We start from the raw sequence: 21,122 nt of genomic DNA, 5'->3' as shown, positions 1-21,122 counted from the left end.
TACTAATTAGACCCGTCAGCAATTCATTGCTAGTCGGGTTTGTGTCTTGTCAAATTAGGGCTTATCGCCCTATCAATAAATCCAATCCAATTCCTTTATTTTAAGAACTTAATCCGCTATCTTTGTAATCTGAAATCAGTTTAAATAAAGATAATATTCTGGCGTTACATTGCCAATAGAAAACAGTTAACTAAAAATGAAATTAGATAGAAAAGATATTCTTAAAGCTTTAGAAACGATTACTATAGCTGGAGAAGGAAAAAACATGGTAGAGAGTGGAGCAATAGCAAATGTTATTACTTTTGGCGATGAGGTTGTGGTTGATTTAGTTTTGCATACACCAGCCATGCATATCAAGAAACGGGCGGAAGAGGATATTAAAAAAGCAATTCTTGAATTAGTATCTGCTGCTGCAAAAATAAAAATCAATAGTAAAGTGGAGGTTCCAGACAAACCAGAAATTAAAGGAAAGCAAATTCCTGGCATAAAAAACATTATAGGGGTAGCTTCTGGTAAAGGAGGAGTAGGGAAATCTACTGTTACTGCTAATCTAGCGGTGTCTTTAGCAAAAATGGGATTCTCAGTTGGAATCCTTGATGCTGATATTTATGGCCCTTCGATGCCTATCATGTTCGATGTAGAAAGTGAAAAGCCAATCTCTGTAACAGTTGATGGGAAATCAAAAATGAAACCTGTTGAAAGTTACGAAGTAAAAATTCTTTCTATTGGATTTTTTACAGCGCCAAGTCAAGCAGTAATCTGGAGAGGACCTATGGCTTCTAAAGCGTTGAACCAAATGATATTTGATGCTGATTGGGGAGAATTAGACTTCATGCTAGTCGATTTGCCACCGGGAACAGGAGACATTCACCTTTCGATCGTACAATCATTGCCTATTACGGGTGTTGTAATCGTAAGTACGCCACAAGCGGTTGCTTTAGCTGATGCCAAAAAAGGAGTTTCCATGTTTATGTCAGAAGCGATAAATGTTCCAGTTTTAGGGATTATAGAGAATATGGCCTATTTCACACCAGAAGAACTGCCTGAAAATAAATACTACATCTTTGGAAAAGAAGGAGCTAGAAATCTAGCTGATGATTTAGAAGTTCCGTTTTTAGGCGAAGTACCTATTGTACAATCCGTTCGAGAAGCAGGGGATTACGGCCGACCTGCAGCAATGCAAGCAGGTTCGATAATTGAAACCGTTTTTGAAGAAATTACCAGAAATGTAGTGCGCGAAGTCATCAGCAGAAATGAAAATTTACCAGCTACAGAGGCTGTTAAAATTACAACAATGGCGGGTTGCTCAGCAGTAAAAAAATAGAAATTAGAATTCCTTGAAAATGATTTTTTAATCTTTCGATTTTCTAATCTCTCAATCTTTAAATAAAGAAAATGACAACAGAAGAATTAACAATAGAAGTTCAAAAGGCATTAGAAGAAATCAGACCCTTTTTGAATTCAGATGGAGGTGATATCACACTGATTTCAATCGAGGACGGGAAACACGTAAAAGTGCGTCTTGAAGGAGCCTGCACCAGTTGCAGCGTAAACCAGATGACACTGAGAGCTGGTGTGGAAACGACTATCAAAAAGTTTGCTCCCCAAATTGAAACTGTTGTAAATATTATGTAAATTCATTACGAATGTCCCTTTTTAACAATAAAAAAACACCTATCCAAAGGCGCTAGCCTATTTAAGAGGGTATTTTTTACTGTTACAAGGATGATAATCTTTTTTGTGTTTTAAAAACAACTGATTGACAAAGGTTTTTCTGGCTATTATGTACCAATCTCGCGCGACTACCAGTAAGCTATAAATTGATTAACAAACCAATTCCAAATTTTAAAAAATGGATGTATTAATAAAGATTAAAGACCGAGAAGGAGTAATACATGAATTACAAGCTCCCACGGATATGGCCATGAATATTATGGAATTATGCAAAGCATATGAGCTTCCTGTAGAAGGTACTTGTGGTGGGATGGCGATGTGTGCTTCTTGTCAATGTTATGTTTTAAACGATGTGGCGTTGCCAGAAATGGGTGATGATGAAGAGGCCATGTTGTCAGAGGCATTTTATGTCAAATCAAATAGTCGTTTGGGTTGTCAAATTCCAATTACCGAAAGCCTCGAAGGTTTAGAGTTGGAATTGGCTCCAGAGAATTAAACAAAGCGAGAAGAGATTCTCGCTTTTTATTTATAGTCTTTTAAATTGGTTGGACCTTCCAGCACCTCTCTAACTACCCGTAGAATTCCGTTCTCCTTTGTGTCTATAAACCATTTTATCAATGTGATTGTACCGTTTACAATTTCGATTCCGGTAATGCTTCTTGGATGTACGCAGCTACCATCATTAAAATACGGGGTTGTTTTTTCATTTGGATATGAAAAACTAGGACGGTGCGTATGGCCTACAATAGTAATTTTACGATTGTTACTTTCAATCCATTTTTTGATCCGCAGTTCAATTTTTATACGTTCTACATAATTTTTAGCAGGGCTAGTAGGATCTGATATTCCCCAAATTTGTAGAGGCTTCCATAAGACACGCACCATGAACCGGTTGATTTTCCAACCGATGTAATTCATAAAATCAGCTTGATGACCATGCGTTAAAAATAATTCCTGCTGACTTTCCTGATGCACTAAAACAATAGCTTCATGGCATTTTATGCCAGTAAACAAAGGTTCAGTTTTATCGTTTTGAGTGTTTGTATAGGTAGTCAGTGTTTTTTCTGCATGATCTTTGTCACGAAAAGTCATTTCATGGTTTCCCCAAATTTTATAATATCTATTGGAATCATGGAATTTCTTCAGTAAAAGATAGACGTTTTTGTGTGCTTCAAAGATGGTTTTAAAGAAAATGTTCTCCCATAATTCGTCTCCGTCACCCAACTCACAATAAGTAAAACCGTCGTTAAAATACTGATTCATCGCATGAAAATACACATTCCGATTGCTCGCAAAATCATCAGCAAAACTGTTGTCACTTCTGTGGCAGTCGCTAAAGAGGATAAATTTTGATTGATCGTCAAAAGGAATTCTTTGTGCTTCTTTGTAAGCTCTGGTTAATCGTTCTTGGGATGACATTTACTTAATTTAAAAAATAAAGATAAAAAAAATAGCTAATAAAGCTATTTTTTTCATCGGTACTTATTTTGAGTAATTGTTTTTGATTATTCTAAAACCAGATAATTTATTTTCAGGCAATATGTTATTTGATTGAGAAGAATAAATTTTATGCTAATTCTACTTTCATCTCAATGGTTTCCTCGATTGCATCCCACAAACCAATACGTTTTTCTAAAGCTAATTTTGAAACTTCTTCTACATCGGACCATTTTTGTGCATCAGTTCCACAAAGTTCTGTGATCATTTTCATGGCCATTGGTCCATGTTCGTCAGCATCCAATTCGATGTGTCTTTCAAAATAATAAATGAGTTTACTCAGGTCGGTATCTGGAAAATTGGCTTGAAAGTTTTTCAGGATTTCGGTGAACATACTTGGGATCAAATCTTCTCTTCCAAAAGTAAATGCAGCTGCTATTTCATGCGATTTTCCCTCTTCAATCACTCTGAAAGTAAAATCTAAAAAAGCTTTGATATTAGGATGTAAAGTACTTGTTTTTATAGCAACAAATATGTTTTTAAGCGAATCTACTTCTTGAAGGAATTGTTCGATTCCAGCGGTACTCGCTCCACAAACTTGCATTGCTTCAATATACATTTCATAATGACTAGATCGGCGCCCATCAATTGTCAGATCAGATTCTTCCGCCACTACAATTTCGTTTATTAGGTACCTAGTCTGTGGATTGGGTGTAGCAAACCAAGGTGTTGTTGTACAGGTTAATTTAGATTGTAATGCCTTTAACAAAGACATAAAGTCCCAAACGGCATAAACATGATTTTCAAGAAAACACTGGAGATCTTCAACGGTTTTTACTTTTTTGTATAAAGAATGTTGTAGCAATAGTTCTTTTTGGGACTGAATACTATTGTTAATTGTTGCAATATTCATAAGTGGTATTTTTGTGTAAATATAAAAAAGCTTCTCGTTTCCAAGAAGCTTTTACTATCAATTTTATAAATACTTTAATAGTCGTTTACTACTATTTAAAAGCTGGAATTCCTGTGATATCCATACCCGTAATTAGTAAGTGTATGTCGTGGGTTCCTTCGTAGGTAATTACTGATTCTAAATTCATCATGTGTCGCATTATAGAATATTCTCCGGTAATTCCCATTCCTCCTAATATCTGTCTTGCTTCACGAGCAATGTTGATGGCCATGTCTACATTATTTCTTTTTGCCATCGAGATTTGAGCGGTAGTGGCTCTACCTTCGTTTCTTAAAACACCCAATCTCCAAGTCAATAATTGTGCTTTAGTGATTTCGGTAATCATTTCGGCTAACTTCTTTTGTTGTAATTGTGTTCCTGCAATAGGTTTGTCAAATTGAATTCTTTCTTTGGCGTAACGCAAAGCAGTATCGTAACAATCCATAGCAGCTCCAATAGCGCCCCAAGCAATTCCGTAACGTGCCGAGTCTAAACACCCAAGTGGCGCTCCTAGACCAGATTTATTAGGTAATAGATTCTCTTTAGGTACTTTAACATTGTCGAATATCAATTCTCCAGTTGAGGACGCACGAAGCGACCATTTGTTGTGCGTTTCGGGAGTTGTAAAACCTTCCATGCCGCGTTCTACGATTAAACCGTGAATTCTACCTTCTTCATTTTTTGCCCAAACAATAGCAATATCAGCAAATGGAGCATTTGAAATCCACATTTTGGCACCATTCAATAAATAATGGTCGCCCATGTCTTTAAAGTTGGTAATCATACTTCCAGGATCAGAGCCGTAATTAGGTTCGGTTAAACCAAAGCATCCCATATATTCTCCAGTAGCTAGCTTAGGTAAATATTTCATGCGTTGCTCTTCATTTCCGTATTTCCAAATAGGATACATAACCAAAGAAGATTGCACAGATGATGTAGAACGAACACCTGAATCACCACGCTCAATTTCTTGCATGATCAATCCGTAGGAGATTTGGTCTAAACCTGCACCACCATATTCTACGGGAATGTAGGGTCCAAAACCACCAATTTCACCCAAACCTTTGATGATTTGTTTAGGAAATTCAGCACGTTGTGCATAATCTTCTATAATAGGTGACACATCTTTCTTGACCCACGCACGGGCAGAATCACGAACTAGTTTGTGCTCTTCTGTTAGTAAATCGTCTAAGTTATAGTAATCTGGAGATTGAAATAAGTCTGGTTTCATGGTTTTATGAATTTTATAGAGTACAAATTTACATAAAGAAATATAACAAAAGCATTAACAATTGTTATATTTTTCCATATTTGATTTGTTTACTCATACAATTTAGCTCTAAAGTACAACGAAAGATTAAATTAAATGGGAAACTGAGGATATTTAGCTTTTGTTTAAAAGAATTTTTTTACATCTTCAAATAAAAATCGGTAGTCAATTCAATATATTCTAAGGTGTAGATATGTCTTGAAGTTTCAATAATCAATTCGTCATTTAGAAAATCGTACTTTCTGTAATCACAGTTTTTCCACGATTCGTTCGGCCTTAATGTTTTCAGCTTAATGTTTTTCAAATATAGATTTTTCAAGTAATTGAATAGTGCAAATTTTGCTGTTTATCTCTACCTTGTGGGGATTTAAGATCAAAATTTTTTTAACTAAAAAGTTACTTTTTAAACATGATGACAAGCCTTCCGAGAATTACCCTAGTGTTATTTTGTTTTTTCTTAAATCTTGCCGCAAGTCAAACAAAACAAATAAAATTAAAGTTAACCAGCAATCTAGATACTTTTAACTTGAATGAATATCAGTCGGATTTAAGACCCTTATCCTATACTGATAATTTCATAGGGGTTCCTAAACTTGATTCCTTAAAATTTCATTTCGTAGCAATGGATTACGTGCAATATGCGTACGATAAATATAGAGATAATAAACTTGAGAAATCGAGAGCACTTGCCTATTTCCAACGATTAAAAATAGATACACTTTCACTGTCGCAAAGAAAAATAAATCAGGAGCTGATCGTGCTTGTTGGTTTTAAGAAAAATAAGCAAATACTGATTGCAGATACAAACAATAACAATGATTTTAGTGACGAAATTGTGTACGAATATAGCCTAGGGCATAAAGCTGTTACTACGGATCAATTACCCTCTGTTTATAAGTTTGAATATTTTCAAGATAATAAAATTAATTATTTTGAAAGAAGGTTTGTTTTAGTTCCTGATAGTGAAAATGCAATTTCTCAAAAGATACCTAAAGCAGATATACCCTATTTGTCCTTTATAAAATTTACTGATGCATGGGTGGGAGAACTTGATGGTTATGAGTTTTATTTTCCTGATTTTTATAGCAATAGTTCTTTCTATGTTAAAGATAAGAATTATAGTTTTTCAGAGGATTTTGTTTCTAATAATCAGTATAAATTTCACTTCACTGATACCATAACTATCAATAATAGCAATTATACGATAAATAGACAGTTGAAAATGGATTTGTTAACATTAAATCCAAGTATTAAAGGACCTTCAAAGCGTTTTTTAATTGGAGACACAGTACCACTGAATTATTCTTTTAAAGATTTGAATAATAGCACTTTTTTTTTAAAGGATGCTCTTAAAGATAAGAGCTTTTTGTTACTAGAGTTTTGGGGAACTTGGTGTGGTCCATGTCTTAAATTTAGCCCACAAATTTCAAGATTTTATAATCTAAACAAAGAAAAACTTGGGGTTCTTGGTGTTGCGGTAGATGATGATACTGATAAGGTGAAGGCGTTTATTGTTAAACACAATATTAATTGGCAACAGGCTTTTGTGAAATTAAATAGCACTACTACTTTATTAGCTGAAATGAATGTAATTGCCTATCCAACAATTATGTTACTTGATAAAAACGGAAAGATTATTTTTGTTGGAAGTGGGGATTCTGGTTCATTAGAGAAGATTAGAGATATTATAGTAGAATAATTTTAATACTGTTCTCCTCTAATTTTGGTATGACTGATTACTTACATCTTCAAATAAAAATCGGTAGTCAATGCTATATATTCTGGGGTGTAAATATGTCTGGCAGTTTCAATAATCAATTCGTCAATTGGAAAATCAATAGTTTCTTTTCGGATAAATGCGAGTAAGCTACGTTTGATTTCGCTAGTTGGAGTACCTTTTACGCGAGTGATTTTTAAGGGGTATAATTCAAATTCTTTGGCACGCGCCAAAAACTTTTGTTCCTCTTTGAAAGGAATAATAACTGAGAAGATTCCGTTTTCTGAAAGTAACAAGTCAGCAGCTTCAATTAAATCTTCAAAAGGCATCGCGTCAGCAAAACGAGCTAAATCGCGTTGTTCAGTTGCAGATTTAAAATCATCGGTATAAAAAGGAGGATTGGAAACAATTACATCGTACTCGTCTTCTGGTTCTTCTATAAATTCGTCCAGGCCAGCATGAAAGCAAAATAAGCGATCACTCCAAGGGGAGTTTTCAAAATTATCTACGGATTGTTCATACGCATCTTCGTCAATTTCCAGTGCGTCAATTTGCTGTGCATTAGTTCTTTGTGCTAACATCAATGCGATTATTCCAGTTCCGGCTCCAATATCTAAAATACTTAATGGATTGTTTTCAATTGGCGTCCAAGCACCAAGTAAAACGCCGTCGGTTCCAATTTTCATGGCACAACGATCTTGTTCGACAGTAAATTGTTTGAATTGGAATTTAGACAAAACGAAGATTTTAAAGATTAAACCATAAAGGAATTTGAGAGAAAAACTTAATGAACCTTAATTTCTTAATGGTTCAAAAATATAAATTATAGATACATTTCAATCAATCCTTCTGGTAAATCCATGATGACTTTTTTGTTTTCACGGTCTATTTTAACCAAGAAATGATCAATCATAGGAATAAGAATTTCTACTTCACCGTTTAAAACTTCAAATAAAGGTTGAGCAGTTGTGTCATTTATCGATTCGATTTTTCCAACAACACCAAGGCGTTTGTCTTCAACTTCAAAACCAATAACTTCGTGAAAATAGAATTTATTGCCGGTGAGTTTTGGCAACATTTTTAACGGAAGATATAAGTCGTTACCAACAATGGCATCGGCTTCTTCTTCGGTATTCATATCTTCAAAACGAATTCTAAGAAAATCGTTTTTGTGCAGAGAACTGCTTTCAATAAAAAAAGGAACCAAGTGTTTGTTGCATTCAACAAACACTGATTCCAAGTTTTCGTATAACTCCGGTTCGTCCGTGTCTAAATAGGCAAGAACTTCCCCTTTGAAACTAAATTTTTTAGCGATTTTACCTAAGTAGAAACAATCTTCTTTACGCATCTTCGCCTTCTAAAATTATGCTTCAGTTGTTTCGTTATTCTCTTCTGCAGCAGGAGCTTCCTCAGCTTCAGCAACTTCTTCAACAGCTGGTGTTGCAGCAGCGATAGCGTCAGCTTCTGCTTGAGCAGCTGCAGCTAAACGTTTTGCGTTTACATCTTGTTCTGCCTTGAAAGCCTTAGCTTTAACATCAGCTTGTGCCTTAGTTAAACCATCTTTTTTAGCATCAACTGTTCCTGTTTTTGCTTCTAACCAAGTCGCTAATTTTGCATCAGCTTGTTCTTGAGTTAAAGCTCCTTTACGAATACCACCGTCAAGGTGATGTTTCAATAAAGCTCCTTTGTAAGAAAGAATTGCTTTTGCAGTATCAGTTGGTTGAGCACCATTGTGCAACCATTTTACTGCGCTATCAAGGTTTAAGTCGATAGTTGCTGGGTTTGTGTTTGGATTGTAAGTACCAATTTTTTCTAGGTATTTACCGTCTCTTTTTGAGCGTGCATCTGCAGCTACAACCCAGTAAAAAGGTTTTCCTTTTTTACCGTGTCTTTGTAATCTAATTTTTACTGACATAATCTTATGATTAAATTTTGAGGTACTCGACCTCGATTAATTAAGGGTGCAAAGATACATCTTTTATCGATAAATGCTAATTCGATGTGTATTTTAATGAATAGTAAAGGTTTATGTCAAATTTGATCGGATTTTCTTTAATGAAATTCTAGTTTTTAAGCTTTATTGCGTTATTTTTGTTAGTTCAAAACAGTTTTTATGAAAAAATATTTGGTATTTCTGGTCGTGGTTTTTGCTATATTTTCTTGTGAAGAAAACGTGAGTTTTAATAATCCTTCTTTTCAAGGTATGAAAGATAATGTGTTTTGGAGAGCAGTAGATGCTAAAGCTTTCTTGGGTGCTGATGGTTCTTTGATTGTAGAAGGATACACGGGAAATGAGATTTTAACCTTAAGGACCACTTCTACAACTATTCAAAGATATCCATTAGGTACCAGCAATTCTAAAACCGCTGTTTATGTATTGAATACTGGTGCAGGTGAAGTTTCATTTACTACAGGAATTGGCATTGGTAACGGTGAAATCGTTATCACGGAATATGATGATGAGGCTAATACAGTTTCGGGAACATTTAAATTTAACGCAGAAAACACAGATGGGAATCCTTTAGTTGGAGATGTTTTGAACTTTCAACAGGGCGTTTTTTATAAGATTCCAATAAGTCTTCAAGTTCCGTAAACTCTAAGTAATTAGAGTAATGTATTATAAGGATTAGCTCTTTTATTAGAATCATTTTAGTTGAGGACTCAAAATAAAATCATAAATAAGCTAATATATAGTAGATTAGAAAAAAAATGCAGTACATTTGTTGTATTATTTAAATAAGTACATATGAATATTTTTGTTGGAAGCCTTCCATTCAGTATTGAGGAAGCAGATTTAAGAGAGTCTTTCGAGGCTTATGGAGCAGTTGATTCAGTTAAAATTATTACTGATAAATTTACTGGAAGAAGTAAAGGTTTTGGTTTTGTTGAGATGCCAAATGATGAGGAAGCTCAAAAAGCTATTGACGAATTGAATGGAGCTACTGTTCAAGGACGTGCAATTGTAGTAAACAAATCTGAGCCTAAACCAGAAGGTGAAAGAAGAAGTTTTAACAATAACAGTCGTGGTGGAGATTCCCGCGGTGGTTATGGTGGTGGAAACAGCCGTGGTGGAGATAACCGTGGTGGTGGAAACAGAGGAGGATATTAATATTTTTTTCTAGCTATAAAAAAAGGTGTCAATGAAAATTGACACCTTTTTTGTTGTTTATTATTTTTCTTAAAGTTGAGTAAAAGCTAAAAAGTGTGTTGTTCTTCAGGTTGTAATATTTAGCTATTACTCAATTTTTAAACAATATAATTTTTTATAATTTACAAATTCGCCACCAGCCAGTCGCCAACTTCGCTGGTTTTATATGCTTTGCTTTCCTTTGTCACTAAATCCTCGGTTACAATACCTTGTTCTAAGGATTTATTCACCACTGCTCTAATAGCTTCTGCTTCTTCTTTTAAACCAAACGCATCTTCAAACATCATCGCTGCAGATAAAACAGTCGCTAACGGATTCGCAATATTCAATCCTGTTGCTTGTGGATACGATCCGTGAATAGGTTCGTACAATGAAGTATGTTCTCCTACAGATGCTGATGGCATCAATCCCATAGAACCTGATATCACGGAAGCTTCATCAGTTAAAATGTCTCCAAATAGGTTTTCAGTAATCAAGACATCATAAGAGTTTGGCCATTGTACCAAACGCATCGCAACAGCATCAACAAATTCATAACTCACGGTTACTTCAGGATAATCCTTTTCCATGGCTTGTACTGTTTCTCTCCATAAACGGGAAGTTTCCAATACGTTTGCTTTATCAACGCAGCACAACTTTTTGGTACGAGTCATCGCTAGTTCAAAACCTTTTTTGGCTAATCGTTGAACTTCAGATCTGGTATAAGTGCAGGTGTCAAAGGCTGTTTCGCCATCATCTTTTCTCCCTTTTTCTCCAAAATAAATTCCTCCAGTAAGTTCTCTTAAGAAAACTAAATCAGTTCCTTCAATACGTTCTCTTTTTAGTGGAGAATTATCAATCAAAGAAGGGAATGTAAAGGTTGGACGAACATTAGCAAACAAACCTAATTTTTTACGCATCAATAATAAACCTTGTTCTGGTCTTACAGGCGCACTTGGGTCATTGTCATATTTAGGATGACCAACAGCTCCGAATAAAACAGCATCAGAAGCCATACAAATTTCATGTGTCTCGTCAGGATAAGGAACTCCTACGGCATCTATGGCACAAGCACCTGTAAGTGCTGGTGTCCAAGTGATTTCATGGTTGAATTTTTTTGCAATTGCATCCGAAACTTTTACAGCTTCATTGATTACTTCTGGTCCAATTCCGTCTCCGGCTAAAAGGGCTATTTTTAATTTCATTTTTTAAGTGTTTTTTATTTTAAGGTTCAAAGGTTCAAAGGTTCAGAGATTCAAAGATTAAAAGGTTCAGAGTCAAAGCAATAAAGAAAAAAATTTGAACCTTTGTCACTCTGAGCCTTTGTGCCTTTATTCAGATATTACATTCAACATTTTTTGCGTTGCTATAATTGCGGCGACTGTTTGATCTGAATCTAATCCTCTTGTTTTGAATTCTTTTTCATTACTGGTCCAAGTAATGATGGTTTCACACAATGCGTCAGAACTACTTCCCGGCGGAATTCGGACTGCATAATCAATCAATTTAGGTAATTCTAAATTTTTGCTTTTGTAAATTTTTGCTAATGCATTCATAAAGGCATCAAATTGTCCGTCACCTTGCGCGTGTTCCTCAATAATTTCTCCGTCTATTTTTAAAGATAGCGTAGTGGATGGGCGCATTCCTTTGGCATGGGATAAAATGTAGGATGCTACTATTATTTTTTCTTCATAAGTCTGGCTGTCCAAAACATCCGATATGATGTAGGGTAGATCTTCTTTGGTAACCGTTTCTTTTTTATCCCCTAATTCAATGATGCGTTGCGTAACTAGTTTTAAATCTTCTGGATTTAATTTCAACCCTAATTCTTGCAGGTTTTTCTCAATATTGGCTTTTCCAGATGTTTTTCCAAGAGCATATTTTCTTTTCCTTCCAAAACGTTCTGGAAGTAAATCATTAAAATACAAGTTGTTTTTGTTGTCTCCGTCAGCATGAATACCAGCTGTTTGTGTAAACACATTGTCACCAACAATAGGCTTGTTAGCCGGAATTCTATATCCGGTAAAAGTCTCTACCAATTTGCTCACAGAATATAAGGAAGATTCTTTTACGCCGATTTCTATTTGTGGGAAAAAGTCATTTATTACAGCAACAGTACTTTCAAGTGGTGCATTTCCCGCGCGTTCTCCCATTCCGTTTACGGTTACGTGAAGTCCTTGGATTCCTGCTTTTACCGCTTCCATTACATTTGCAACGCTCAAGTCGTAGTCGTTGTGGGCATGAAAATCAAAATGTGTATTTGGGTATCGTGCTATAATTTTCGAAATAAATTCAAAAGTTTCAGAAGGGATTAAAACGCCTAACGTATCTGGTAGTAAGACTCTTTTGATTGGTTGTTTGGTCAAAAAATCTAAATATTGAAATACATATTCAGGTGAATTGCGCATTCCGTTACTCCAATCTTCTAAATAAACATTGGTCTCGATATTATTTTCATGAGCCAAAGCTATTGTCTGAGCAATTTCGGTAAAATGCTGTTCAGGTGTTTTTTTTAACTGATGCGTTAAATGGTTGAGAGATCCTTTGGTTAGTAAATTCTGGACTTTAGCTCCGGTTTTTTTCATCCAATCTATGGAGAGCCCGCCATCAACAAAGGTTAACACTTCTATTCGGTTAGAATAGTCTTTCTCCTCAGCCCAAGTCATAATGCCTTTTACACCTTGAAATTCTCCTTCACTGACGCGTGCAGAGGCAATTTCGATTCTATCAATATTTAATTCTTCCAGCAATAATTGCGCAATGGTTAGTTTTTCTGCAGCAGAAAATGATACTCCAGAGGTTTGTTCACCATCACGGAGTGTCGTATCCATTATTTCAATCTTTCTTTTTTCCATTGTATTGGTTAGGCTACTATTTTTTCCATACTAATTCACCCTTTGGGGGTTGGGAGCATTTTATTTCAAACAAACTAAGGGTTATTCCGTCGTAATGTTTGGGTAATCCGTTATAATCTGGTGTTATGATTCCTAAAAAGTCAAACCCACATTTTTGATAATACTCAATTAATTCTACATTGTCTCCCCAAGTATCCAGTCTCAAATAATTGAGTCCTTTTTCTTGGGCAAAAGGTTTTGCCCATTCCGTAATTTTTATTACAAAATTTTGTCCTCGAAATTTTGGATGGGTCACAATTCTGTGAAAGTAAATTGCTTTGTCACTATTTTTTTCTTTCCAAATGCTTTTGTCATCAAATGTGATTGCAAAAACACACGCGATTTCATTGTCAATAATTATTTTCCATTGCCGTTCTTCTGCGATTTCTTTTTTTACCAAATTTCTTTCAAAACCTTGCCAATGTTTGTTGAACTTGGTTTTTTGATATTCGACCGCCAAATCATAAAAATGAAAAATGGAATCAATATCATCTATGGTGCTTGCTTCAAATGTCATATAAAATGCTTAAATACGGGTGTTTGAAGAGAAGAACAGTGAAACACAGCACTTAAAATTCAAACCTTAAACTATAGAAAATAAGTTAGATAAGTTGCTTCTCAGCAAACGTTACAATTTCCTCTTTGATGTTTTGCAAATAATCAATATCATCAAAACCGTTGACCATATTATCTTTTTTATAACCTGAAATATCAAAAGATTCTTTTTGACCAGTTGCTAATAAAGTGATAGTTTGTTCTGGAAGATTGATTTCTAATTCTGTTTTTGGATCAGATTCAATAGCTTTGAAAATAATATCGGCAAATTCCGGACTCACTTGTACTGGTAAAACACCAATGTTTAAACAGTTTCCTTTGAAGATGTCTGCAAAGAAACTGGAAACTACTGCACGGAATCCATAATCGTAAACCGCCCAAGCTGCGTGTTCTCTTGAAGAACCGGAACCAAAGTTTTTACCACCCACTAATATTTTTCCACTGTAAGTCGCGTCATTCAATACGAAATCTGCTTTTGGGGTATCATCTCCATTGTATCTCCAGTCTCTGAAAAGGTTGTCTCCAAAAGCTTCCCGTTTGGTAGCTTTCAAGAAACGCGCTGGGATAATTTGATCGGTATCTACATTTTCTATCGGTAGTGGCACTGCACTACTGGTAAGGATATTAAATTTATCGTATGCCATTTGATTTTTGATTTTTGATTAACGATTGCTGATTTTAGATTTTCAATGCTGAAAAGTAAAACCTCAAACGTTACTTTTTATTTATAAAATATAAATTGAATTTTTTAAAAGAAAGTTTAATTGGATTGACGAAATCTGAAATCAGCAATCGTTAATCTTCAATCTGAAATCTTTTAAAATAAATCTCTAGGATCCGTAAGTTTTCCGGTAACTGCAGCAGCAGCGGCCATAATTGGACTTGCTAATAACGTTCTTGAACCGGGACCTTGACGACCTTCGAAGTTTCTGTTGGAAGTACTAACTGCATATTTTCCTGCAGGCACTTTGTCATCATTCATCGCTAAACAAGCGGAACATCCTGGCTGACGCAATACAAAACCAGCTTCAGTAAGAATGTCTAAAAGTCCTTCTTCTTTAATCTGAGCTTCTACCACGTGAGATCCAGGAACTAACCAAGCCGTAACATTATCTGCTTTTTGTCTCCCTTTTACAATTTCGGTAAAAGCTCTGAAATCTTCAATTCTACCATTGGTACAACTTCCCAAGAAAACAAAATCAATTGGTTTGCCAATCATTACGTCGTTTTCTTCAAAGCCCATGTAAGCCAAAGACTTTTTGTAGGTTTCCTCGCCACCTTCAACTTGGTTGGCGTTTGGAATGTTTTTTGAGATACCAATTCCCATTCCAGGATTGGTTCCATAGGTGATCATAGGTTCAATATCTGCAGCGTCAATATTTAATTCTGCATCAAAAACAGCATCTGCATCGGTTTTTAACGTTTTCCAATATGCAACTGCTTTTGTCCACGCTTCGCCTTTTGGAGCGTATAATCTTCCTTCTAAGAAATCAAATGTTTTTTGGTCCGGCGCAATCATACCACCACGAGCTCCCATTTCGATACTCAAATTACAAACGGTCATACGACCTTCCATAGACATGTTTTCAAAAACGTCTCCAGCATATTCTGCAAAATATCCTGTACCTCCAGAAGTCGTTAATTGCGAAATAATATACAATGCAACGTCTTTTGGACCCACACCTTTACTCAATTCACCATTTACGTTGATACGCATTTTCTTTGGTTTCGGTTGCATGATGCATTGTGTAGCCATGACCATTTCCACCTCTGAAGTTCCAATACCAAAAGCAATAGCGCCAAAAGCACCATGTGTAGACGTATGGGAATCTCCACAAACAATTGTGGCGCCCGGTAAAGTAATTCCGTTTTCAGGACCTACTACGTGAACAATACCATTTTTTTTGTGACCTAATCCCCAATGCGAAATACCATATTCTGCTGCGTTGTCTTCCAATGCTTTTAATTGATTGGCAGATAATGCATCTTGAACCGGTAAATGTTGGTTTATAGTGGGTGTGTTGTGATCTGCTGTAGCAAAAGTACGCTCTGGATATAATACTGAAATCCCTCTTTCTTTTAAGCCTAAAAAAGCTACAGGACTAGTAACTTCATGGATGAAATGACGGTCAATAAAAAACACGTCTGGCCCATCTTCAATTTTACGCACCACGTGCGAATCCCATACTTTGTCAAATAATGTAGTACTCATTTTATTATGTTTTAATGTATTTTTTTATAGCCAAGTTGACTAAGAAGATAACAATGAAAACAAAACTAAAAAAAGAATCAAGTCTTTATTTTTTAATATTCCATTATATACGATACCCAAAACCATAATAGCGTATTTCTTTGCTGATTTTTATCTTTTGGGCTTGTTTTTTTACCTATAATTTTTATTTGTATACAATATAAAATCAATTTATTGTAGTTTTTGATGTTTATCGAATAGTTAGTAATTACCTTTTAAGATGAATAATTTTTAAGAATATATCATTAAATAGAGTTTAAATTGATATTTTTTCAACTTTAAATTCGTTATTTTACTTTTATTGAAGTTTTTTTTAATGTTATTTCATTTGTAAATCACCTACTTTTTAGTCGTATTTCAGTATTTTTTTTTGACGAAATACTACGACATCCAAAAAATTAAAACATAGTCTTTTTATCTTTTTAGCAAGGGATAGTCCAGCTGATTTGTTGGAAGGAATTGTAGTTTTAATAGGAGAATAGTACTCGAAAATAAATTTATTTTTTGTTGATAACTTAACTTCTATTCTAATCAAAAAAAACTAAATTTGAAATTCATTTTTTGAGACTTTTACTAATTTTAAAGTGTTTAAATCCAGTTAAATACGCAGTCGAAATCATTCGATTTTGGCACCCTTCCCTTTGGGGAGGGCTGGGGAGGGGATTATGTACTTAATATTCGATACTGAAACTACAGGATTACCAAAGCGCTGGGGCGCACCCATTTCTGACACGGACAATTGGCCGAGATGTATTCAAATCGCTTGGCAGTTGCACGATGATATGGGAAAACTCATCGAGCACCAAGACTATTTGGTCAAGCCCGAAGGTTTTAATATTCCCTATGACGCGGAACGAATTCACGGTATTTCTACAGAATTGGCGGAAGCCGAGGGAATTTCGCTAGCCGAAGTTTTAGAGAAATTCAATGTAGCTTTAGGCAAAGCCAAATTTATTGTGGGTCAAAATCTAGGTTTTGATATCAATATTATGGGGTGCGAATTTTACAGAATGGGCGTTGAGAGCCAAATGAGTTCCATGCCTATTTTGGATACCTGTACTGAAGTTACCGCTTCCTTATTGAAGTTGCCTGGTGGTCGAGGAGGGAAATTTAAATTACCAACCTTAACGGAATTACACTCGTATCTTTTTAATAAACCTTTCGGCGAAGCGCACAATGCCACTGCCGATGTCGAGGCAACTACGCGTTGTTTCTTGGAATTAATTCGTCGTGATGTTTTTACCAAAGAGGAGCTCGATGTTCCAGCCACTTATTTTCAAGACTTTCAAAGTAAGAATCCAAGTGAGATCAAACTCATTGGTTTAAAACATATTAATCTTAAGGAAGCTTCGGATAAAATTCGTCAGCAGTTTGGAGAAAAACAAGCGCCGGCAGTTTCCAGAGCAGAACTTTCTGAGAATAAAAAGGTACTTATTGATGCGCCTTTTGTGCATTTGCACAATCATACGCAGTTCTCAGTGTTGCAATCCACCATCAGTATTGCGGCATTGGTAAAAGCGGCTGCACAGCAAAAAATGCCTGCGGTTGCCATGACGGATCATGCGAATTTGATGGGTGCTTTCCATTTTGTCCGTGATATTTTATACCATAATAAGGCGGCTGAAGCCAAAAATAAAGTAGCCATAGAAAATGGAGAGGAACCTACCGAAGTTCCGATGAAACCCATTGTAGGCTGTGAATTTTTTGTTTGCGAAGACCATAAAAACAAGTCGGTTAAGGATAATGGATACCAAATAGTGCTTTTGGCGAAGACCAAAAAAGGCTATCATAATTTGGCTAAAATGTCTTCCATCGCCTATACCGAAGGATTTTATTATGTGCCCAGAATCGACCGAAAAGTCATTCAGGAATTCAAAGAAGATATTATTGTTTTGTCTGGAAATCTTTATGGTGAAATCCCAAATAAGATTTTAAATATTGGTGAAAACCAAGCTGAAGAAGCCTTAATCTGGTGGAAAAACGAGTTCAAGGAAGATTTCTACATCGAAGTGATGCGTCACAATCAAGAAGATGAGAATCGGGTGAATGCGTCTTTGATTTCATTGGCAAGAAAACACGATGTGAAAATTATTGCAACAAATAATACTTTTTATATAGATAAGGAAAATTCGAATGCACACGATATTTTACTTTGTGTGCGTGATGGCGAAAAGCAGACCACTCCAATAGGTCGGGGTCGTGGCTATCGTTACGGATTGCCGAATCAAGAATACTATTTCAAGTCGGGAGACGAAATGAAAAAGCTTTTCGCCAATTTGCCGGAAGCGATTTCGAATATTTCGGAGATTGTGGATAAGATTGAAATTTACGATTTGGCTCGAGAAGTATTGCTTCCTAAATTTGAGATTCCGGTCGAATTTAATAATCCCGAAGATGCAGTTGATGGCGGAGTACGAGGAGAAAATGCGTATTTGAGACACCTTACTTTTGAAGGAGCCAATCGCCGCTATCCCGTAATTACTGAAGAAATTCAAGAACGTTTGGATTTTGAATTGTTGACGATTTCCAATTCTGGTTATCCGGGTTATTTCTTGATTGTACAGGATTTAATTGCCGAAGCGAGAAGTATGGGCGTATCGGTAGGACCGGGAAGGGGTTCTGCGGCAGGTTCAGTTGTGGCCTATTGTTTGAAAATTACCAACATCGACCCATTGATGTACAACCTGCTTTTTGAGCGTTTCCTGAATCCGGATCGTGTGTCACTACCCGATATTGATATCGATTTTGATGATGAAGGCCGAAGCAGCGTAATGGATTATGTGATCCGAAAATACGGCTCGAAACAAGTGGCGCAAATTATCACCTATGGTAAAATGGCAACAAAATCAGCGATTCGTGATACCGCTCGTGTTTTGGATTTGCCGTTATTTGAAGCCGATAAAATTGCGAAATTGATTCCGGGAATGATGCCTTCTAAATGGAATTTAGCCCGTTTTTTAAATGAGAAAGAAGACATTATTAAGAAAGCGGTTCGTCCGGAGGAATACGATAAAATAAAAGAATTAATTGGCCTTGCCAATGAAGATGATTTGGGTGGAGAAACCATTCAGCAAGCCAAAGTTTTAGAAGGAAACTTAAGAAATACAGGGATTCATGCTTGCGGAGTAATTATTACGCCAAGCGATATTACTGATTTTGTTCCTGTGGCTACCGCCAAAGATTCTGATTTATATGTTACCCAATTTGACAACTCGGTCGTGGAAAGCGCTGGTTTGTTAAAGATGGATTTCTTGGGTTTGAAAACCCTAACTTTGATAAAAGATACTGTTAAATTAGTCAAATACCGCAGCGGAATTGACCTGAATCCAGATGAATTCCCAATTGACGATTTAAAGACGTATGAACTTTTTCAGCGTGGTGAAACGGTAGGGATTTTCCAGTACGAGAGTCCAGGAATGCAAAAATACATGAAGGAATTGAAACCGACGGTTTTTCCCGATTTAATCGCCATGAATGCGTTGTATCGTCCGGGACCAATTGCTTATATTCCGAGTTTCGTCAAGCGAAAAAATGGTGAAGAGGAAATTATTTATGACTTGGATGCCTGCGAAGAACTGTTAAAAGATACCTACGGAATTACCGTTTACCAAGAACAAGTAATGCTTTTGTCTCAAAAATTAGCGGATTTCTCTAAAGGTGATGCCGACGTTTTGCGTAAAGCGATGGGAAAAAAGCAGAAGGATGTTTTGGACAAAATGAAACCCAAATTTATCAGTCAGGCTGCTGCCAAAGGTCATGCCGAAGATAAATTGGAGAAAATATGGAAAGACTGGGAAGCCTTTGCGGAATATGCTTTTAATAAATCACACTCTACTTGTTATGCTTGGATTGCATACCAAACCGCTTATTTGAAAGCCAATTATCCAGCAGAATATATGGCTGCGGTATTGTCTAATAATATGAGTGATATCAAGCAGGTTTCATTCTTTATGGAAGAATGCAAGCGCATGGGATTGCAAGTTTTAGGTCCAGATGTGAATGAGTCATTTTATAAGTTTACTGTAAATGATGATTATGCGGTACGTTTTGGAATGGGAGCCATAAAAGGGGTAGGTTCTGGTGCTGTAGCAACAATTGTGGAGAACAGAAAAGATGGAAAATACAAATCGATTTTTGATTTAGCAAAGCGAATTGATTTGCGTGCCGCTAACAAAAAAGCAATTGAAAATTTGGCTTTGGCGGGAGGATTTGATTCGTTTGGAAACACAACAAGAGCGCAATATTTTCATGATGATGGTGATGGAATTACCTTTTATGAAAAAGCAATTCGGTATGGTTCGAAATTTCAGGAAAATGAGAATTCGGCGCAAGTAAGTTTATTTGGGGACACTAGCGAAGTGCAAATTGCCGAGCCTATTGTGCCTCCTTGCGAGGATTGGAGCACGATGGAAAAACTCGCTAGAGAAAAAGAAGTGGTAGGAATTTATATTTCGGGACATCCGTTAGATGATTTTAAATTTGAAATGAAATATTTCTGCAATTCGAAATTGGAAGCACTTAAAAATATGGAGGCATATGTGGGTAAAACGCTTGCTTTTGGCGGTATCGTTTCTAATGTGCAAAGGCGTATAGCCAAAAACGGTAAGGAATGGGCTATTTTTAACCTAGAAGGTTTTGATGAAAGTTTTGAATTTAAAATATTCAATGAAGAATACTTGAATTTTCATCGCTACTTGCTGCCTAATAATTTTGTTTACTTTAAAATCCTGATTAAAGACGGATGGGTAAATAGAGATACAGGAAAAAAGTCAGAACCAAGAATGCAGTTTACTGATGCTAAACAATTGCAGGATGTGTTGAGTGTTTTCGCTAAGAAATTAATCTTGCTTCTGAATATTTCAGATATAGAAAATGATTTTATACATAAATTAAGCCACCTTTTTCAAGAAAATAAAGGCGATAATACGGTGTCATTTGAAATTATGGAATTAAAGAAAACGAAGCGACTCGTGGTCGTTGCTCCTGTTGAAATAGAAAATGAAGAGATAGCTTTTGTTGACGAAAATGAAGATTCTGAAATGGAAGCTCTCGAAATTCCAGAAACAAATGCTGTAGCAAAAGTAGAAGAAGTCGAAGAGATAAAGGTTTTGACTAAATTGACCATGCCGAGTAGGAAACTGAAAATCAAGATTTCTAATGAATTGTTAGTTGAGCTGGAAAAAATGCAAATTAATTTTAAGTTGAATTAAAGATTGATGGATTGTAAACGGAATGTAGAAAAGCC

Annotated in this window: 19 protein-coding genes; 7 read left to right on the top strand and 12 right to left on the bottom strand. The window is 35.8% G+C overall.

All coding sequences use genetic code 11. The features are described 5' to 3' along the window. The first annotated feature begins 196 nt into the window (after positions 1–196). The 3 genes from E0F91_RS04700 (at position 197) to E0F91_RS04690 (ending at position 2,170) form a co-directional block, all read left to right on the top strand. Positions 197–1,324, top strand: a complete 1,128-nt coding sequence (locus tag E0F91_RS04700; protein WP_132065191.1) for an Mrp/NBP35 family ATP-binding protein — start codon at positions 197–199, stop codon at positions 1,322–1,324. A gap of 71 nt (positions 1,325–1,395) precedes the next feature. After that, the gene (locus tag E0F91_RS04695; RefSeq protein ID WP_073353585.1) at positions 1,396–1,635 is read left to right on the top strand and encodes a NifU family protein; all 240 of its coding nucleotides are present in this window, start codon (positions 1,396–1,398) and stop codon (positions 1,633–1,635) included. Between the two features lie 217 nt (positions 1,636–1,852). Further along, positions 1,853–2,170: a 2Fe-2S iron-sulfur cluster-binding family protein gene (locus tag E0F91_RS04690; protein WP_132065190.1), complete on the top strand. Its 318-nt coding sequence runs from the start codon at positions 1,853–1,855 to the stop codon at positions 2,168–2,170. Positions 2,171–2,196: 26 nt separating this feature from the next. Here E0F91_RS04690 and E0F91_RS04685 read toward each other — a convergent pair whose 3' ends face one another. From E0F91_RS04685 to E0F91_RS18165, 4 genes are all read right to left on the bottom strand, one after another. Continuing rightward, positions 2,197–3,093: a metallophosphoesterase gene (locus E0F91_RS04685; RefSeq protein ID WP_132065189.1), complete on the bottom strand. Its 897-nt coding sequence runs from the start codon at positions 3,091–3,093 to the stop codon at positions 2,197–2,199. Positions 3,094–3,241: 148 nt separating this feature from the next. Continuing rightward, positions 3,242–4,024 (bottom strand): DUF3050 domain-containing protein, encoded by a 783-nt coding sequence (locus E0F91_RS04680; protein WP_132065188.1) that lies wholly within the window; start codon positions 4,022–4,024, stop codon positions 3,242–3,244. A 91-nt stretch (positions 4,025–4,115) separates the two neighbouring features. After that, positions 4,116–5,294, bottom strand: a complete 1,179-nt coding sequence (locus tag E0F91_RS04675) for an acyl-CoA dehydrogenase family protein (RefSeq protein WP_132065187.1) — start codon at positions 5,292–5,294, stop codon at positions 4,116–4,118. A 178-nt stretch (positions 5,295–5,472) separates the two neighbouring features. Further along, positions 5,473–5,637: a hypothetical protein gene (locus E0F91_RS18165; protein WP_424955333.1), complete on the bottom strand. Its 165-nt coding sequence runs from the start codon at positions 5,635–5,637 to the stop codon at positions 5,473–5,475. Between the two features lie 105 nt (positions 5,638–5,742). Between E0F91_RS18165 and E0F91_RS04665 the strand changes: the two genes are divergently transcribed. Then, positions 5,743–7,032, top strand: coding sequence for a TlpA family protein disulfide reductase (locus E0F91_RS04665; RefSeq protein ID WP_132065186.1), 1,290 nt, complete (start codon positions 5,743–5,745; stop codon positions 7,030–7,032). Between the two features lie 41 nt (positions 7,033–7,073). Here the strand turns inward: E0F91_RS04665 and E0F91_RS04660 are convergent, their stop codons facing one another. The 3 genes from E0F91_RS04660 to E0F91_RS04650 form a co-directional block, all read right to left on the bottom strand. Then, positions 7,074–7,736: a tRNA1(Val) (adenine(37)-N6)-methyltransferase gene (locus E0F91_RS04660; RefSeq protein ID WP_132065329.1), complete on the bottom strand. Its 663-nt coding sequence runs from the start codon at positions 7,734–7,736 to the stop codon at positions 7,074–7,076. 137 nt (positions 7,737–7,873) lie between these two features. After that, complete coding sequence (gene rimM / locus E0F91_RS04655; protein WP_132065185.1) at positions 7,874–8,398, bottom strand: ribosome maturation factor RimM; 525 nt, start codon at positions 8,396–8,398, stop codon at positions 7,874–7,876. Between the two features lie 15 nt (positions 8,399–8,413). Next, complete coding sequence (locus E0F91_RS04650; RefSeq protein ID WP_132065184.1) at positions 8,414–8,965, bottom strand: 30S ribosomal protein S16; 552 nt, start codon at positions 8,963–8,965, stop codon at positions 8,414–8,416. 198 nt (positions 8,966–9,163) lie between these two features. Here E0F91_RS04650 and E0F91_RS04645 point away from each other — a divergent pair, with 198 nt between their 5' ends. Together E0F91_RS04645 and E0F91_RS04640 are read left to right on the top strand one after the other, a co-directional pair. Next, a complete protein-coding gene (locus E0F91_RS04645; protein ID WP_132065183.1) occupies positions 9,164–9,643 on the top strand; it encodes a DUF6252 domain-containing protein in 480 nt (159 codons plus the stop codon). Between the two features lie 153 nt (positions 9,644–9,796). Beyond that, on the top strand, positions 9,797–10,159 hold the full coding sequence (locus E0F91_RS04640; RefSeq protein WP_132065182.1) for an RNA recognition motif domain-containing protein: 363 nt from the start codon (positions 9,797–9,799) through the stop codon (positions 10,157–10,159). Between the two features lie 161 nt (positions 10,160–10,320). Here the strand turns inward: E0F91_RS04640 and leuB are convergent, their stop codons facing one another. From leuB to leuC, 5 genes are all read right to left on the bottom strand, one after another. Further along, positions 10,321–11,382 (bottom strand): 3-isopropylmalate dehydrogenase, encoded by a 1,062-nt coding sequence (gene leuB, locus E0F91_RS04635; protein ID WP_132065181.1) that lies wholly within the window; start codon positions 11,380–11,382, stop codon positions 10,321–10,323. Between the two features lie 126 nt (positions 11,383–11,508). After that, positions 11,509–13,032, bottom strand: a complete 1,524-nt coding sequence (locus E0F91_RS04630; protein WP_132065180.1) for an alpha-isopropylmalate synthase regulatory domain-containing protein — start codon at positions 13,030–13,032, stop codon at positions 11,509–11,511. Positions 13,033–13,048: 16 nt separating this feature from the next. After that, a complete protein-coding gene (locus tag E0F91_RS04625; protein ID WP_132065179.1) occupies positions 13,049–13,588 on the bottom strand; it encodes a GNAT family N-acetyltransferase in 540 nt (179 codons plus the stop codon). 85 nt (positions 13,589–13,673) lie between these two features. Continuing rightward, positions 13,674–14,270: a 3-isopropylmalate dehydratase small subunit gene (gene leuD / locus E0F91_RS04620; RefSeq protein WP_132065178.1), complete on the bottom strand. Its 597-nt coding sequence runs from the start codon at positions 14,268–14,270 to the stop codon at positions 13,674–13,676. A gap of 173 nt (positions 14,271–14,443) precedes the next feature. After that, the gene (gene leuC, locus E0F91_RS04615; protein ID WP_132065177.1) at positions 14,444–15,838 is read right to left on the bottom strand and encodes a 3-isopropylmalate dehydratase large subunit; all 1,395 of its coding nucleotides are present in this window, start codon (positions 15,836–15,838) and stop codon (positions 14,444–14,446) included. A gap of 704 nt (positions 15,839–16,542) precedes the next feature. On the opposite strand from leuC, the gene dnaE reads away from it, so the two are divergent. Further along, the gene (dnaE, locus tag E0F91_RS04610; RefSeq protein ID WP_132065176.1) at positions 16,543–21,087 is read left to right on the top strand and encodes a DNA polymerase III subunit alpha; all 4,545 of its coding nucleotides are present in this window, start codon (positions 16,543–16,545) and stop codon (positions 21,085–21,087) included. The last annotated feature ends 35 nt before the right edge of the window (positions 21,088–21,122 follow it).

Source organism: Flavobacterium sandaracinum, assembly GCF_004349135.1.
GTDB lineage: Bacteria > Bacteroidota > Bacteroidia > Flavobacteriales > Flavobacteriaceae > Flavobacterium > Flavobacterium sandaracinum.
Note: the sequence above shows the minus strand (reverse complement) of the source record. Positions and strands in the feature narration are given on the sequence as shown.

Excerpts from the sequence above, each read along its gene's own strand:
- E0F91_RS04700 (WP_132065191.1), top strand. The coding sequence starts at position 197 with ATGAAATTAGATAGAAAAGATATTCTTAAAGCTTTAGAAACGATTACT.
- E0F91_RS04695 (WP_073353585.1), top strand. The coding sequence starts at position 1,396 with ATGACAACAGAAGAATTAACAATAGAAGTTCAAAAGGCATTAGAAGAA.
- E0F91_RS04690 (WP_132065190.1), top strand. The coding sequence starts at position 1,853 with ATGGATGTATTAATAAAGATTAAAGACCGAGAAGGAGTAATACATGAA.
- E0F91_RS04685 (WP_132065189.1), bottom strand. The coding sequence starts at position 3,093 with ATGTCATCCCAAGAACGATTAACCAGAGCTTACAAAGAAGCACAAAGA.
- E0F91_RS04680 (WP_132065188.1), bottom strand. The coding sequence starts at position 4,024 with ATGAATATTGCAACAATTAACAATAGTATTCAGTCCCAAAAAGAACTA.
- E0F91_RS04675 (WP_132065187.1), bottom strand. The coding sequence starts at position 5,294 with ATGAAACCAGACTTATTTCAATCTCCAGATTACTATAACTTAGACGAT.
- E0F91_RS04665 (WP_132065186.1), top strand. The coding sequence starts at position 5,743 with ATGATGACAAGCCTTCCGAGAATTACCCTAGTGTTATTTTGTTTTTTC.
- E0F91_RS04660 (WP_132065329.1), bottom strand. The coding sequence starts at position 7,736 with ATGAAAATTGGAACCGACGGCGTTTTACTTGGTGCTTGGACGCCAATT.
- rimM (WP_132065185.1), bottom strand. The coding sequence starts at position 8,398 with ATGCGTAAAGAAGATTGTTTCTACTTAGGTAAAATCGCTAAAAAATTT.
- E0F91_RS04650 (WP_132065184.1), bottom strand. The coding sequence starts at position 8,965 with ATGTCAGTAAAAATTAGATTACAAAGACACGGTAAAAAAGGAAAACCT.
- E0F91_RS04645 (WP_132065183.1), top strand. The coding sequence starts at position 9,164 with ATGAAAAAATATTTGGTATTTCTGGTCGTGGTTTTTGCTATATTTTCT.
- E0F91_RS04640 (WP_132065182.1), top strand. The coding sequence starts at position 9,797 with ATGAATATTTTTGTTGGAAGCCTTCCATTCAGTATTGAGGAAGCAGAT.
- leuB (WP_132065181.1), bottom strand. The coding sequence starts at position 11,382 with ATGAAATTAAAAATAGCCCTTTTAGCCGGAGACGGAATTGGACCAGAA.
- E0F91_RS04630 (WP_132065180.1), bottom strand. The coding sequence starts at position 13,032 with ATGGAAAAAAGAAAGATTGAAATAATGGATACGACACTCCGTGATGGT.
- E0F91_RS04625 (WP_132065179.1), bottom strand. The coding sequence starts at position 13,588 with ATGACATTTGAAGCAAGCACCATAGATGATATTGATTCCATTTTTCAT.
- leuD (WP_132065178.1), bottom strand. The coding sequence starts at position 14,270 with ATGGCATACGATAAATTTAATATCCTTACCAGTAGTGCAGTGCCACTA.
- leuC (WP_132065177.1), bottom strand. The coding sequence starts at position 15,838 with ATGAGTACTACATTATTTGACAAAGTATGGGATTCGCACGTGGTGCGT.
- dnaE (WP_132065176.1), top strand. The coding sequence starts at position 16,543 with ATGTACTTAATATTCGATACTGAAACTACAGGATTACCAAAGCGCTGG.